10 protein-coding genes are annotated in these 14,239 nt (G+C 72.0%); all 10 read left to right on the plus strand.

Going from position 1 to position 14,239, the window contains the following annotated elements:
* Window positions 1-122 precede the first annotated feature (122 nt).
* Complete coding sequence (locus tag R9X44_RS24485) at window positions 123-1,160, plus strand: rod shape-determining protein (RefSeq protein ID WP_413774980.1); 1,038 nt, start codon at window positions 123-125, stop codon at window positions 1,158-1,160.
* Window positions 1,160-2,071: a rod shape-determining protein MreC gene (gene mreC / locus R9X44_RS24490; RefSeq protein WP_319816602.1), complete on the plus strand. Its 912-nt coding sequence runs from the start codon at window positions 1,160-1,162 to the stop codon at window positions 2,069-2,071. Before R9X44_RS24485 ends, mreC begins: the two co-directional genes overlap by 1 nt.
* 7 nt (window positions 2,072-2,078) lie before the next feature.
* Window positions 2,079-2,657: a rod shape-determining protein MreD gene (gene mreD / locus R9X44_RS24495; RefSeq protein WP_319816603.1), complete on the plus strand. Its 579-nt coding sequence runs from the start codon at window positions 2,079-2,081 to the stop codon at window positions 2,655-2,657.
* Entirely contained in the window at window positions 2,654-4,702 is a 2,049-nt protein-coding gene (gene mrdA / locus R9X44_RS24500) for a penicillin-binding protein 2 (protein WP_319816604.1), read from the plus strand. Before mreD ends, mrdA begins: the two co-directional genes overlap by 4 nt.
* Complete coding sequence (rodA, locus tag R9X44_RS24505; RefSeq protein WP_319816605.1) at window positions 4,699-5,862, plus strand: rod shape-determining protein RodA; 1,164 nt, start codon at window positions 4,699-4,701, stop codon at window positions 5,860-5,862. Before mrdA ends, rodA begins: the two co-directional genes overlap by 4 nt.
* A gap of 110 nt (window positions 5,863-5,972) precedes the next feature.
* Window positions 5,973-7,904: a TIGR03960 family B12-binding radical SAM protein gene (locus R9X44_RS24510; RefSeq protein ID WP_319816606.1), complete on the plus strand. Its 1,932-nt coding sequence runs from the start codon at window positions 5,973-5,975 to the stop codon at window positions 7,902-7,904.
* Window positions 7,905-8,145: 241 nt separating this feature from the next.
* Window positions 8,146-8,925 (plus strand): TIGR03936 family radical SAM-associated protein, encoded by a 780-nt coding sequence (locus R9X44_RS24515; protein WP_319816607.1) that lies wholly within the window; start codon window positions 8,146-8,148, stop codon window positions 8,923-8,925.
* Between the two features lie 213 nt (window positions 8,926-9,138).
* Entirely contained in the window at window positions 9,139-13,305 is a 4,167-nt protein-coding gene (locus tag R9X44_RS24520; protein WP_319816608.1) for an Rne/Rng family ribonuclease, read from the plus strand.
* Between the two features lie 262 nt (window positions 13,306-13,567).
* The gene (gene rplU / locus R9X44_RS24525; RefSeq protein ID WP_319816609.1) at window positions 13,568-13,879 is read left to right on the plus strand and encodes a 50S ribosomal protein L21; all 312 of its coding nucleotides are present in this window, start codon (window positions 13,568-13,570) and stop codon (window positions 13,877-13,879) included.
* A gap of 13 nt (window positions 13,880-13,892) precedes the next feature.
* Entirely contained in the window at window positions 13,893-14,150 is a 258-nt protein-coding gene (gene rpmA, locus R9X44_RS24530; RefSeq protein WP_319816610.1) for a 50S ribosomal protein L27, read from the plus strand.
* Window positions 14,151-14,239 lie beyond the last annotated feature (89 nt).

Below are 14,239 nucleotides of genomic sequence, written 5' to 3' on the forward strand. Positions count from 1 at the left end.
CGTCCGCGGCCCGGTGACTGCCGCGGCGGTGGCGGTCGCGTTACGATGAACTCGCCGCTCCGACCGTCATCTCTGGTGCTTCCGCGTAGGACACTGCCAGTAGGAAGGGCCCCCTTTTCTCCATGGGTAACAAGCTGTCGTTCCTTGGCCGTGATATGGCGGTCGACCTCGGTACCGCCAACACGCTCGTGTATCTGCGGGGTCGTGGGATCGTCCTGAACGAACCGTCCGTGGTGGCCATCAACACCCACACGGGCAAGATCGTCGCGGTCGGGATCGAGGCGAAACGGATGATCGGCCGCACTCCCGGCAACATCGTCGCGGTGCGCCCGTTGAAGGACGGCGTCATCGCCGACTTCGACGTCACCGAGCGGATGCTGCGGTACTTCATCCAGAAGGTGCACAAGCGGCGGCACTTCGCCAAGCCGCGCATCGTCGTCGCGGTGCCGTCCGGCATCACCGGCGTCGAGCAGCGCGCGGTGAAGGAGGCCGGATACCAGGCCGGGGCGCGGCGCGTGTACATCATCGAGGAGCCCATGGCGGCGGCGATCGGCGCGGGCCTGCCGGTCTACGAGCCGACCGGCAACATGGTCGTGGACATCGGCGGCGGCACGACGGAGGTGGCCATCATCTCCCTCGGCGGCATCGTCACCAGCCAGTCAGTGCGCGTCGGAGGCGACGAGCTCGACCAGGCCGTCATCACCTTCGCCAAGAAGGAGTACTCGCTGATGCTCGGCGAGCGCAGCGCCGAGGAGATCAAGATCGCCATCGGCAGCGCGTTCCCGACCGGCGGCGGCGACGAGCCCAACTACGAGATCCGCGGCCGCGACCTGGTGTCCGGGCTGCCCAAGACCGTCGTCATCTCCGCCGAGGAGGTCAGGCGCGCGATCGAGGAGCCCGTCAACGCGATAGTCGACGCGGTCAAGACCACCCTGGACAAGTGCCCGCCCGAGCTGTCGGGGGACATCATGGACCGGGGCATCGCCCTGACCGGCGGCGGCGCGCTGCTCAAGCACCTTGACGAGCGCGTCCGTGAGGAGACCGGCATGCCGATCCACCTCGTGGACAACCCGCTCGACTCCGTCGTGCTCGGCACCGGCAAGTGCATCGAGGACTTCGAGTCGCTGCGCCAGGTCCTGGTGCCCGAGCCGCGGCGCTGATGCGTGACACCGGACGTAACCGGCTCGTGCTGGGCGTGCTGCTCGTCGCGTCGCTGGTGCTCATCACCCTCGACTACCGGGGCGGGGACAACTCGCCGCTGAACGGACTGCGCGGCCTCGGCGCGACGGTCTTCGGCCCGCTCGAGCGGGTCGCCGCCAGCGTCGTGCGGCCCGTCGGCAACACCTTCGACGCGATCCGCGACGCGCCTGGCCAGCGCAACCGCGCCTCCGACCTGCTCAAGGAGAACCAGGAGCTGCGCGAGCAGCTGCGCTCCAACACCATCGACAAGGGCCGCGCGACCCAGCTGGAGAAGCTGCTCGGCAGCGCGGGCCTGGGCGGCTACAAGATCGTCGCGGCCAACGTCATCTCGGCGGGCCAGGGATTCGAGGACACCGTCACCATCGACGTCGGCACCCTCAGCGGCGTCAAGCCCGACATGACCGTCATGACGGGCGACGGGCTCGTCGGCCGCGTCATCAAGTCAGGGCCCGCCTCGGCGACCGTCCTGCTCGCCACCGACTCGGCCTCGACCGTCGGCGCGCGCATGGAGACCTCCAAGGAGATCGGCGTCGTCACCGGCACCGGCAGGCGCGGCTTCGGCGTCGGCGCGGCCACGCTGCGGCTCGAACTGCTCGCCCCCGACGTGCGCCTCTCGCCCGGCCAGCGGGTCGTCACCCTCGGATCGCAGGACGACAGGCCGTACGTGCCAGGCGTCCCGATCGGCGTCGTGGAGAAGGTCGAGCAGACCCCCGGCGCACTCACCCGCACGGCACTGATCCGGCCGTTCGTCCACTTCTCCGGCCTTGACGTGGTCGGCGTCGTCGTCGCGCCGCCGCAGCGCGACCCGCACGACGCGGTGCTGCCGCCTCGGCCGTCGACCCCGTCCTCCGGGGACCCGCAGGGGAGCTAGAAGAAGCGTGCTCAACTCCGCAGAGGAGGCCCAGGGCGTCAAACTCCGGGCCTTCGTCATCATCGTCGTCGCGATCGTCGTGCAGGTCACCGTCGCCAACCGGCTGCCGCTGCCCGGCGGAGTCACCCCCGACCTCGTCCTGCTGACCGTGCTGGCGCTCGCGCTGTTCAGCGGCGAGCGCGTCGGCATGGTCGCCGGGTTCTTCGCGGGCCTCGCCGTCGACATCGCGCCGCCCGCCGACCACACCATCGGCCGCTACGCCCTGGTGTACTGCCTCATCGGCTACGGCTGCGGCATGCTGCGCCTCGACGTCCAGCGCTCCCCGGTGCTCCCGTTCGTCATGGTCGGGGTCGGCGCGCTCATCGGCAACCTCGCCTACGCGCTGGTCGGCATGATGCTCGGCGACCCGCGCACGTCATGGGACGCCGTCACCAGGATCGTCCCGCTTGCCGTGCTGTACGACCTGCTGGCCAGCCCGTTCGTCGTCTGGGCGGTGCTGCGGCTGTCGCGGCGCAGCGAGCGGATGGAGCCGCGCGGCGGCCTGTCGGTACCCGGGTACGCGCGGCTCGGCAGGCAGCAGCGGTGAACGGGCGGACCAGGTCGCGGCTGACCGTGCTGCATGTGCTCGTCGCGGCGCTGCTGCTGGTGCTCGGCGGGCGCATGTGGGTGCTGATGGTGGTCAACGGCGAGCACTACCGGACCGTCGCCGCCGAGAACCGCACCCGCGACATCGTCGTGCCCGCGGTGCGCGGCTCGATCCTCGACGTCGAGGGCCGTCCCCTCGTCCGCAACCGGACCGCGCTGGTGGTGTCGGTCGACCTGACCGTCCTGGGCAGACTGCCCGACAAGGGCAAGAGCGTCATGGCGGAGCTGGCGAAGGTGCTCGGCACGACGCCCGAGGAACTCGCGCTGCGCACCAGGCTGTGCTCCCCGACGGTCCCGCGCCCGTGCTGGCCCGGCTCGCCCTACCAGCCGATCCCCGTGGACGACCGCGTCACCGCCAAGGAGGGCCTGCAGATCCTCGAGCGCCAGGAGGAGTTCCCCGGCGTCATCGCGCAGGTCCAGGCGGTGCGCGAGCACCCCGAGCCGGACGGCGCGAGCGCCGCGCAGACGCTCGGCTACCTCCAGCCGATCACGCAGGAGGAGATGGACCGGCGCGAGGGCCTGCGCGTCACCGGGTTCGCGGGCGTCGACCTCATCGGCCGCGACGGCCTCGAGGCGACCTACGACGAGGACCTGCGCGGCAGCCCCGGCATCCGCAAGGTCAACGTCGACGCGCGCGGCCGCGTCACCGGGATCGCGGGCGAGCAGGCCCCGGTGCCGGGTTCGCACCTGATCACCAGCCTCGACTCCGGCGTGCAGGCTGCCGTCGAGGACGCGCTGGCCGAGCAGGTCGGCAAGGTCAAGAAGCAGGGCGGCAAGCCGTCGGCGGCGGGCGTGGTGATGGAGGTCAACACCGGCCGCATCGTCGCGCTGGCCAGCTACCCGACCTACGACCCGGCGATCTGGACCGGCGGCATCTCCCAGGACGAGTACGACGCGCTGCTCGGCAAGAAGCGCGGCGAGCCCCTGATCTCGCGGGCGATCGCCGGGCAGTTCCCGCCCGCGTCGACGTTCAAGATCTCCTCGGTGTCGGCCGCCGTCGCCGACGGCCACCCGCTGAGCGGCACCTACGGGTGCCCCGGCTCGTTCATGGTCGGCGACCGCGCCTTCCGCAACTTCGAGGGGCAGGGGCACGGGCCGATGAGCCTGCACACCGCCCTCGTCGTCTCCTGCGACACGATCTTCTACAAGTTCGCTTACGACGCCTGGATCAAGGACGGGTCCACCAAGCCGGTCAAGAACCCGAAGGACCCGATGGTCGGGATGGCCCGTAACTTCGGGTTCGGCAAGAAGACCGGGATCGATCTGCCGGGCGAGGCCCCGGGACGCATCCCCGACCGGACCTGGAAGCAGGAGTTCTGGGCGGCGACCAAGACCGAGAACTGCAAGCGCGCGAAGACCGGCTACCCCGAGGTCACCAACCCGACCCGGGCGGCCTACCTGACGGCGATCTCCAAGGAGAACTGCCTTGAGGGCTTCGTCTGGCGGGCGGGCGACGCGGCGAACTTCTCCGTCGGGCAGGGCGACGTCCTGGTGACGCCGCTCCAGCTCACCCGCGCCTACGCCGCCATCGCCAACGGCGGCACCCTGGTCACCCCGCACGTCGGCACGGCGGTCGTGCGGCCCGACGGGACCGTCGTCCGGCAGATCTCCCCGAAGGCGGCCGGCAAGCTTCCCGTGGACGCCAAGACGATCACCTACATCCGCAAGGCCCTCGCCGACGTCACCACCCAGGGCACCGCCGCCGGGGCGTTCGGCGGGTTCCCGCTGGACAAGGTGCACGTCGCGGGCAAGACCGGTACCGCCGAGGTCTACGGCCACGCCGACACCGCGTGGTTCGCGTCCTTCGCACCCGCCAAGAAGCCCGAGTACGCGGTCGTCGCGATGGTCACCGACGCCGGGACGGGCGGCGCGTTCGCCGCCCCGGCCGTCCGGAAGATCTACGAGGCGATCTACGGGCTCGGCGACACCAAGGCCGCGCTGCCCGACGGCCACCTCCCGACCAGCCTGCCGGAGGTGACGCCGTGAGCGGCGTGTACGGCAACGCGCGCCAGCCGTGGCCGCAGCGGCTGACCGAGCACAACTCGCTCGTGCGCCGGCTCGACTGGGGCCTGATCATCCCGGTGATCGCGCTCGGCGTGATCAGCGCGCTGCTCGTGTACTCCGCGACGCGCGCCGGGCACCGCGCCGACCCCGAGGCGTTCCTCAAGAAGCACGTGCTCAACCTGGGGATCGGGGCCGTGCTGTACGCGGCGGTCGCGTCCTGCGACTACCGGCTGCTGCGCGCGTACGCGCCGATCCTGTACGGGCTGTCGATCATCGGGCTCATCGCGGTGCTGACGCCGCTCGGCGACACCGTCAACGGGTCGCACTCGTGGATCGTCATCGGCGGCGGGTTCCAGGTCCAGCCGTCGGAGTTCGCCAAGGTCGGCCTCGTGGTGCTGCTGGCGATGATCCTCGGCGAGCCGCGCGACGGCGAGGTCGGCCCGGGCCGCCGCGACATCCTCATCGCGCTCGGCCTCGCGGGTGCGCCCGCCGCGCTGATCATGCTCCAGCCCGACCTCGGCACCACGATGGTGCTGTGCGTCGTGGTGATCGGGATGCTCGCGCTGTCGGGGGCGTCGAAGATCTGGACGGTCGGGCTCGTCGTCGCGGGCGTCGCGCTCGCCCTCGGGGCGATCATGGCGGGGGTGCTGAAGGAGTACCAGATCGCCAGGTTCACCGCGTTCGTCGACCCGACGGCCGACCCGCGCGGCGCGGGCTACAACGCCGCCCAGGCCAAGATCGCGGTCGGTTCGGGCGGAATGTTCGGCAAAGGGCTGTTCAACGGCGAGCAGACCACCGGGCAGTTCGTGCCCGAGCAGCAGACCGACTTCATCTTCACCGTCGCGGGCGAGGAACTCGGCTACATCGGCGGGCTGGTGATCGTCGCGCTGATCGGCGTCATCCTGTTCCGCGGGCTGCGGATCGCCGCCCACGCGCACGATCCCTTCGGCACCCTCGTGGCGTCCGGGGTGGTGTGCTGGCTGGGGTTCCAGACGTTCGAGAACATCGGGATGTGCATCGGGATCATGCCGATCACCGGGCTTCCGCTGCCATTCGTCTCCTATGGTGGATCCGCGACGTTCGCGACGATGATCGCGCTCGGGCTGCTCCAGGGCGTCCACGTCAGGGGCAGGAGCGCGTGAACCCCGGTAGCCTGGGGGTTTGACCGGGAACCCGGCGTGCGCCGTTCCCGAGTCCGCAGGTCCACCCGGACGTCCGCCCAAGCGTTGAAGAACGATCTGGAAGGTCTCTCATGTCTGTTGAGTCGGTGTTCGCGCGGCTCGAGCCGCTGCTGCCGTCGGTACAGAAGCCGATCCAGTACGTGGGCGGCGAGCTGAACTCCACGGTCAAGGACTGGGACTCCGCCGAGGTCCGCTGGGCGCTGATGTACCCCGACGCCTACGAGGTCGGCCTGCCCAACCAGGGCGTCCAGATCCTCTACGAGGTGCTGAACGAGCGCGAGGGGGTGCTGGCCGAGCGGACGTACTCGGTGTGGCCCGACCTCGAGGCGATCATGCGCGAGCACAAGATCCCGCAGTTCACCGTCGACGGCCACCGCCCGGTCGGCGCGTTCGACATCCTCGGCGTGTCCTTCTCCACCGAGCTCGGCTACACCAACCTGCTGACCGCGCTCGACCTCGCCGGGATGCCGTTGCACGCGGTGGACCGCCGCGAGGAGGACCCGATCGTCCTGGCCGGGGGCCACGCGGCGTTCAACCCCGAGCCGATCGCCGACTTCGTCGACGCCGCCGTGCTCGGCGACGGCGAGGAGATCTCGCTCAAGATCACCGAGGTGATCCGGGAGTGGAAGCGCGAGGGCCGTCCCGACGGCCGTGACGGCCTCCTGCACCGGCTCGCGGTGTCCGGCGGCGTCTACGTGCCGAAGTTCTACGACGTCACCTACCTGCCCGACGGACGCATCCAGCGCGTCGCGCCGAACCGTCCCGGCGTGCCGTGGCAGATCGTCAAGCACACCGTCATGGACCTCGACGCGTGGCCGTACCCGAAGAAGCCGCTCGTCCCGCTGGCCGAGACCGTGCACGAGCGGTTCTCCGTGGAGATCTTCCGCGGCTGCACCCGGGGCTGCCGGTTCTGCCAGGCCGGCATGATCACCCGTCCGGTGCGCGAGCGGTCGATCACCACCATCGGCGACATGGTCCAGCAGGGCCTCAACGCCTCGGGCTTCAACGAGGTCGGCCTGCTGTCGCTGTCGTCGGCCGACCACAGCGAGATCGGCGAGGTCGCCAAGGGCCTCGCCGACCGCTACGAGGGCTCCCAGACGTCGCTGTCGCTGCCGTCCACCCGCGTCGACGCCTTCAACATCACCCTCGCCAACGAGTTCTCCCGCAACGGCCGCCGCTCCGGCCTGACCTTCGCGCCCGAGGGCGGCTCAGAGCGGATGCGCAAGGTGATCAACAAGATGGTGTCGGAGGACGACCTCATCCGCACCGTCACCACCGCGTACGAGAACGGCTGGCGTCAGGTCAAGCTCTACTTCATGTGCGGCCTGCCCACCGAGGAGGACGAGGACGTCATGGCGATCGCCGACATGGCGCGCCGCGTCATCCAGGCGGGCCGTGACGCCACCGGCAGCCGTGACATCCGCTGCACGGTGTCCATCGGCGGGTTCGTGCCCAAGCCGCACACCCCGTTCCAGTGGGCGTCCCAGGCCGACCACGAGACCGTCGACCGGCGGCTGCGCGCCCTGCGCGACGAGCTGCGCCAGGACAAGCGGTACGGACGCGCCATCGGCATGCGCTACCACGACGGCAAGCCCTCGATCGTCGAGGGCCTGCTGTCGCGCGGCGACCGCAGGGTCGGCGCGGTGATCCGCGCGGTGTGGGAGGACGGCGGCCGCTTCGACGGCTGGTCCGAGCACTTCTCCTACGACCGCTGGATCTCCAAGGCCGAGGAGATCTTCGAGGACGGGCCCGTCGACCTCGACTGGTACACCACCCGCGAGCGCGACGAGGTCGAGGTCCTGCCGTGGGACCACCTCGACGCCGGGCTCGACCGCGAGTGGCTGTGGCAGGACTGGCGCGACGCCGTCGAGGACGGCGCGGAGGTCGAGGACTGCCGCTGGACGCCCTGCTACGACTGCGGCGTGTGCCCGTCGATGGGCACCGAGATCCAGATCGGCCCGACCGGACGCAAGCTGCTGCCGCTCAGCGTCGTCAACAGCTGAGAAGACCGGCGGTTTCTGAGATCTCAGTGATCGGCGGTTGAGATCCCCGTCACAGGGGAACAGCACCGAAGAACCCCGTTCGGGGACGCGCTGGACGAAGGCGTGCCGCGCGCACCGTACTCTAGGTTCAGACACTCGTGTATGACGGCGGTCGCATCGAACGGCATTCGGTCCGTTCGGCGCACCCCGCCGCCGAAGAAGAGAAGTGCTCGCTAGTAGGAAGGACAGACCACTGGCCCCCATGCCGGACGGTCCAGCACCGGCCCCGGTGACCCAGAAGCTGCGGGTCCGCTACGCCAAGCGTGGCCGCCTCAGGTTCACCAGCCACCGTGACATCTCCCGGGCCGTGGAACGCGCAGTGAGGCGCGCCGGGATCCCTGTCGCGTTCAGTGCCGGATTCACTCCGCACCCGAAGATCTCCTACGCGGGCGCGGCGGCTACGGGAACGGCCAGCGAGGCGGAGTACCTGGAGATCGGGCTCACCGAGACCCGCGACCCTGCGCGGATACGAGCCGACCTCGACGCGGCGCTGCCCGGGGGCATCGACGTCATCGACGTGGTGCCCGCACGGGCCGGCACGGCCCTGGCCGACCGCCTCGAGGCATCCGAATGGCTTCTGCGGCTCGACGGTGTCCCGATGGACACCGCGGCTTCGGCGGTGGCGGCCTTCCTGGCCGCAGAAACGATCGAGGTGGAACGCCTCACCAAGAAGGGCCGGCGTCGGTTCGACGCGCGCGGCGCGGTAGCCGCGCTGGGCGTCGAACCTTCGGACGCGCCTCACGCGGCGGTACTTCGGATGGTCGTACGGCACGCCACACCCGCCGTACGCCCGGACGACGTCCTCACCGCGCTCCGGCAAGTGGCCGACCTCGCGCCGCCGTCACCTCCCCTGGTGACCAGGCTGGCGCAGGGGCCCCTGTCGGAGGACGGCGGCATCGGCGACCCGCTCGCCGCCGACCGCGAGCCGGAGCCCTCCGGCGTCGCGGCCGGTGCGGCCGGGCCGGACGCCGCCGGCGCCTGACCCCGTGGCCACGCCCCGACCGGGCGGCGGCCTCCAGGGCGGGTTCTGGCGCACACCCGTGAGCCGACCAGGCTCACTGAACAGACTTCGTCGTGGCGACGCCACGACGCCGACAGAACGGAGAGCTCCTGTGCGGCGCACCCCGAGCCACGCCTGCGGCAAGGCCGCCGGCGCGCCGGGTGCTGCCCGGGAGCCTGACGGGAGACTGCCCGAATGCTGGACAACGACAACGAACCGAACGCTGATGTGACACAGGAGGCGGCCGCGACCCAGGCCGCGGCCCGCCGCAGGGCGGCCCGCCCCGCCGGCCCGCCGCCCGAGGACGACGCCCCCGCCGCGATCACCGCCGCGTCCAGGCCCGCGGTGACCGCCGCGCCGCCGCAGGCCGCGCTGAACGCGCCCGCCGCCGAGGCCGCGGGGACCGCCGACGTGCCCTTCGCCGACGAACCCGTCACCCAGGACGACCCACCCGCCGAAACCGACGCCGCAGACGCCGACACAACGGACACCGACGCCGAGGCCGCTGACGCAACCGAGGCCGCTGACGCCGAGGCCGCCGCCGACGCGCCGGAACCCGCCGAGGCCGCCGACGCGCGCGGCCCCGAGGCGGTCACGGCCGAGCCCGTCGCCCAGGCCGACCCCAAGGCCCAGGCTGAGTCGGCGGCCCAGCCCGAGCCCGAGGCAGCTGCCTCCGGCCAGGTCAAGCCTGCCGCCGAGTCGTCTGCGGCGACCCAGGCGGAGCCTGCGGCTTCGGCTGAGGCCGAGCCCGCCGCCGCAGCGGCTCAGGCCGTGCCCGTTGCCGCCGAGCCCGCTGTCGCGGCTCAGCCCGAGTCCGCGGCTGCGGAGCCCGCTGTCGCGGCACAGGCCGAGTCCGTCGCCGCGGCGTCCGCCCCCGCCGCTGAGTTTTCGGCCGCGCAGGCCGGGCCCGAGGCTGCGTCCGCTCCGGCGGAGGCCGCCGCTGAGTCGGCCGCGCGGGCCGAGACTCAGGCTGCTGCGTCTGCCCAGGCTGAGTCTGGGGCTGCTGCTTCCGCTCAGGTCACGCCTGCCGCTGCGGCGGAGGCTGCGCCTGCTGCGTCCGCGCAGACCGGGGCTGCCGCTGAGGCCGCTGTCGCGGCGCAGGGTGAGTCCGTGGTCGCCGCCGAGGCCGCTGTCGCGGCTCAGGCGGGGAAGGGGAAGGGGCGGACGGCGCGGGCCGCGCGGCCCGCCGGGCCGCCGCCTGAGGTGGACGAGGAGCCGGTGCCCGTGGTGATCACGGTCGCCGCGAAGGACGCCGCGCCCGCCGCCGAAGCGCCGGTCGAGGCGCCCGTCGCCGAGGCCAAGCCCAAGCGCGCGGTGCGCGAGCGCAGGGCCGCGCGTCCGGCCGGACCGCCGCCGGACGTCGAGGACGTGCCCGCGGTGATCGCGGCCCCGACGGTGTCGGCGGCCGAGGCCGCGCCCGTCGCGCAGGACACCGAACGCACCGAGCGCATCGAGGAGACCGGGACCATCGACGAGACCGGCACGATCGCGGAGAGCGCGCCCGCCGAGGCCGTCGAGGAGACCGTGACGGCTCCCGCGCCGCGCCGCAGGGCCGCCGCCAAGGGGACCCGCCGCGCCGCGCGGCCGTCCGGCCCGCCGCCGGAGCCCGCCGACCTCGACGCCGAGGAGGCCGCGGAGGTCGGTCCCGACACCGAGCTCGCCGAGCCGACCGAGGACCTTCCCGAGGTGTCCGGCGAGGCCGCTGCGGTGCTCGAGTCCGCCGTGACGACGCCGGAGCCGAAGACCCCGGTCAAGCGCACCCGTACCCGGGCGCGCAAGGCCGCGGAGCCCGTCGCCGAGGCCGTCGAGCCCGAGGAGGCCCCGCAGGCCGCCGCGCCGGAGCCCGAGGAGTCGGCGGAGGAGCCCGCCGAGGAGCCGCGCCGCAGGACCCGTCGCCGTCGCGGCGAGGAGCCGCCCGCGCCGCTGGTGTCCGACCCGTTCGCGGTGGCGCAGCCGTTCGCGACCCCGTTCGCGCCGCCCGCCAGGGCCGCCGAGCCCGAGCCCGAGCCGGAGGCCGCGACCTTCGACGTGGTCTTCCAGCCGCCGATGGTCGTCTTCCAGCCCCCGTCGGAGGTGGAGCGCGCCGAACGCCCCGAGCGTCCCGAGCGCGTCCAGCGGCAGGAGGCACCGGCCGAGGTCGAGGAGGAGCCGGAGACCGTCGAGGCCGAGCAGGACGCTGAGGGCGAGGAGCCCGAGGACGGCGAGCGGCCGAGCCGACGCCGTCGCCGTCGCGGCGGCCGTGGCAGGGGCCGCGCCCGTGACGAGGGCGGTGAGGACGAGGACAGCGCCGAGTCCGACCAGGACGCCCAGGCCGAGCAGGCCGCCGAGGCTGAGACCGACGCCGACGCCGGGGACGCCGAAGACGAGGAGGGCGGCGACGAGGAGTCGCAGGGCTCAAGCAGCCGCCGACGCCGCCGTCGCCGTCGCCGCTCCGGGGGCGACGAGGACGAGCCGCAGCCCGACGACCCGCCGAACACCGTCGTGCGGGTGCGCACGCCGCGCGTCACCCGGCTCGAGGACGAGGTCCAGGCCGTGCGCGGCTCGACCCGCCTCGAGGCCAAGAAGCAGCGCCGCCGCGAGGGCCGTGAGCACGGCCGCCGCCGTCCGCCGATCATCACCGAGGCCGAGTTCCTGGCCCGCCGCGAGTCGGTGGAGCGGGTCATGGTCGTGCGCCAGGAGGGCGAGCGCACCCAGATCGGCGTGCTTGAGGACGGCGTCCTCGTCGAGCACTACGTCGACCGGGCGAGCCACCAGTCGTACGTCGGCAACGTGTACCTCGGCAAGGTCCAGAACGTGCTCCCCTCGATGGAGGCGGCGTTCGTGGACATCGGCAAGGGCCGCAACGCCGTCCTGTACGCGGGCGAGGTCAACTGGGACACCGCGGGCCTCGTCGGCCAGCCGCGCAGGATCGAGTCCGCGCTGAAGTCCGGCCAGGCGGTGCTGGTCCAGGTGACCAAGGACCCGCTCGGCCACAAGGGCGCGCGGCTCACCAGCCAGGTCTCGCTGCCGGGCCGCTACCTCGTGTACGTGCCCGACGGCTCGATGACCGGCATCAGCCGCAAGCTCCCCGACAAGGAGCGCGCCCGCCTCAAGGCGATCCTGCGCAAGATCATGCCGGAGAACGCCGGGGTGATCGTGCGGACCGCCGCCGAGGGCGCGTCCGAGGAGGAGCTCGCCAACGACGTCGCGCGGCTTTCCGCCCAGTGGGAACGCATCCAGAAGCAGGTCAAGGCCGCGAGCGCGCCGTCGCTGCTGCACGGCGAGCCCGACCTGACGGTCAGGGTGATCCGCGACATCTTCAACGAGGACTTCGTCAAGCTCGTCGTCGCCGGTGACACAGTCTGGGAGCAGGTCCAGGACTACGTCAGCGGCGTCGCCCCGCACCTCGCCGACCGCACCGAGAAGTGGGACGGCGACGGCGACGCGTTCGCGCACTACCGGATCGACGAGCAGCTCGCCAAGGCCCTCGAGCGCAAGGTGTGGCTGCCCTCGGGCGGCTCCCTGGTGATCGACCGCACCGAGGCGATGACCGTGGTCGACGTCAACACCGGCAAGTTCACCGGGCAGGGCGGCAACCTCGAGGAGACCGTCACCCGCAACAACCTCGAGGCGGCCGAGGAGATCGTGCGCCAGCTGCGGCTGCGCGACCTCGGCGGCATCATCGTGATCGACTTCATCGACATGGTCCTCGAGTCCAACCGCGACCTCGTGCTGCGGCGGCTGCTTGAGTGCCTGGCCCGCGACCGGACCAAGCACCAGGTCGCCGAGGTCACCAGCCTGGGTCTCGTGCAGATGACCCGCAAGCGGGTCGGCAGCGGGCTGCTTGAAGCCTTCTCCGAGGTCTGTGAGTGCTGCAACGGGCGCGGCATCCACGTCCAGCTCACCCCCGTTGACGACGGCCGCCACACCGAGGGCGCCAACGGCGGCTCGCAGGGCGGGCGCAAGCGCAAGCGCAAGGGTGAGATCGAGCGTGTCGTCGAGGCGAAGGTGGCAAGGCAGGACGCCGAGGCCGTCAAGGAGCCGGTGAAGGAGCCCGAGGCCGAGGTCGTCGCTGAGGCCCCCGCGGAGCCGAAGCCCAAGCAGCGCACGCGGACCCGGCGGACGCGTCCGGCGGGCCCGCCGCCCGAGGACTTCGAGGACGCCGGCACCGTCGCGCTGACGCTGGACAACGGCGAGACGGTCCGGGTCGAGGCAGTGGTCGGCGGCGGCGACGAGCCCGACGCCGAGCAGGACCAGCCCGACGACTCCGCGCCCAAGCGCCGCAGGACCCGCAGGCCGACCCGCGCGGAGAAGATCGAGGCGGCCAAGGCCCTGGAGGCCGACGAGCCCTCCGACGCCCCCGCCCCGGCCGACGCCGAGTAGCGGACACGTCATGATCGCCGGGGCCCGCGCGCGAGCGCGGACCCCGGCGATTCGCGTAGTGGGGTGAGGTTCGGTTACCCTGGCGTCGGACGTGTTCCAGCACGTCCGCCTTTTCGCGCTCGGCGCGATCGTCTCTTTTGAGGCGAGCAGAGAGCACCGCGAACTCGCGGTGTGCCGTCCCCTCAAGCGCTAGGCTCACGCCGGCTCGCGGGGATAGGCCCTCACGCAGGGGCTCTGGAAGAAACAAGCGAAAGGTACCGCTGTGTACGCGATCGTCCGTGCGGGCGGGCGTCAGGAGAAGGTCGCCGACGGCGACGTCCTGACCGTCGACAAGCTCGCTGCCGAAGTCGGCGCGACCGTCACCTTCCCGGCCGTGCTGGTCGTGGACGGCGACAACGTCGTCTCCGCCGCCGCCGAGCTGGCCAAGTACACGATCTCCGCCGAGGTTCTCGGCGCGGTCAAGGGCCCCAAGATCAACATCATGCACTACCGGAACAAGACCGGGTACAAGCGGCGTCAGGGTCACCGTCAGCCGTACACCCAGGTCAAGATCACCGGTATCTCGGCCAAGTAAGGAGTCCGGAGAGATGGCACACAAGAAGGGCGCATCGTCCAGCCGTAACGGCCGCGACTCCAACGCCAAGCGCCTCGGCGTCAAGCGTTACGGCGGGCAGCTCGTGAACGCGGGCGAGATCATCATCCGCCAGCGCGGCACCCACCACCACCCCGGCCTGAACGTCGGCATCGGCAAGGACGACACGCTGTTCGCGCTCGTCGCCGGCACCGTCGAGTTCGGCCGCTACCGTGGCCGCCGTGCCGTGAGCATCGTTCCCGCCGCGGAGTAGATCCGCACTGGAGCATCGTTATACCAAGGGCGGACCTGTCGGGTCCGCCCTTGTCCTTTGCCGGACAGCCGCCCGGCAACCCAATCGAA

The organism is Actinocorallia sp. A-T 12471, assembly GCF_033875155.1.
Taxonomy (GTDB): domain Bacteria; phylum Actinomycetota; class Actinomycetes; order Streptosporangiales; family Streptosporangiaceae; genus Actinocorallia.

Bases quoted from the DNA above. Each gene is read 5' to 3' on its own strand.
- R9X44_RS24485 (WP_413774980.1), top strand. From the start codon at position 123: ATGGGTAACAAGCTGTCGTTCCTTGGCCGTGATATGGCGGTCGACCTC.
- mreC (WP_319816602.1), top strand. From the start codon at position 1,160: ATGCGTGACACCGGACGTAACCGGCTCGTGCTGGGCGTGCTGCTCGTC.
- R9X44_RS24510 (WP_319816606.1), top strand. From the start codon at position 5,973: ATGTCTGTTGAGTCGGTGTTCGCGCGGCTCGAGCCGCTGCTGCCGTCG.
- R9X44_RS24515 (WP_319816607.1), top strand. From the start codon at position 8,146: ATGCCGGACGGTCCAGCACCGGCCCCGGTGACCCAGAAGCTGCGGGTC.
- R9X44_RS24520 (WP_319816608.1), top strand. From the start codon at position 9,139: ATGCTGGACAACGACAACGAACCGAACGCTGATGTGACACAGGAGGCG.
- rpmA (WP_319816610.1), top strand. From the start codon at position 13,893: ATGGCACACAAGAAGGGCGCATCGTCCAGCCGTAACGGCCGCGACTCC.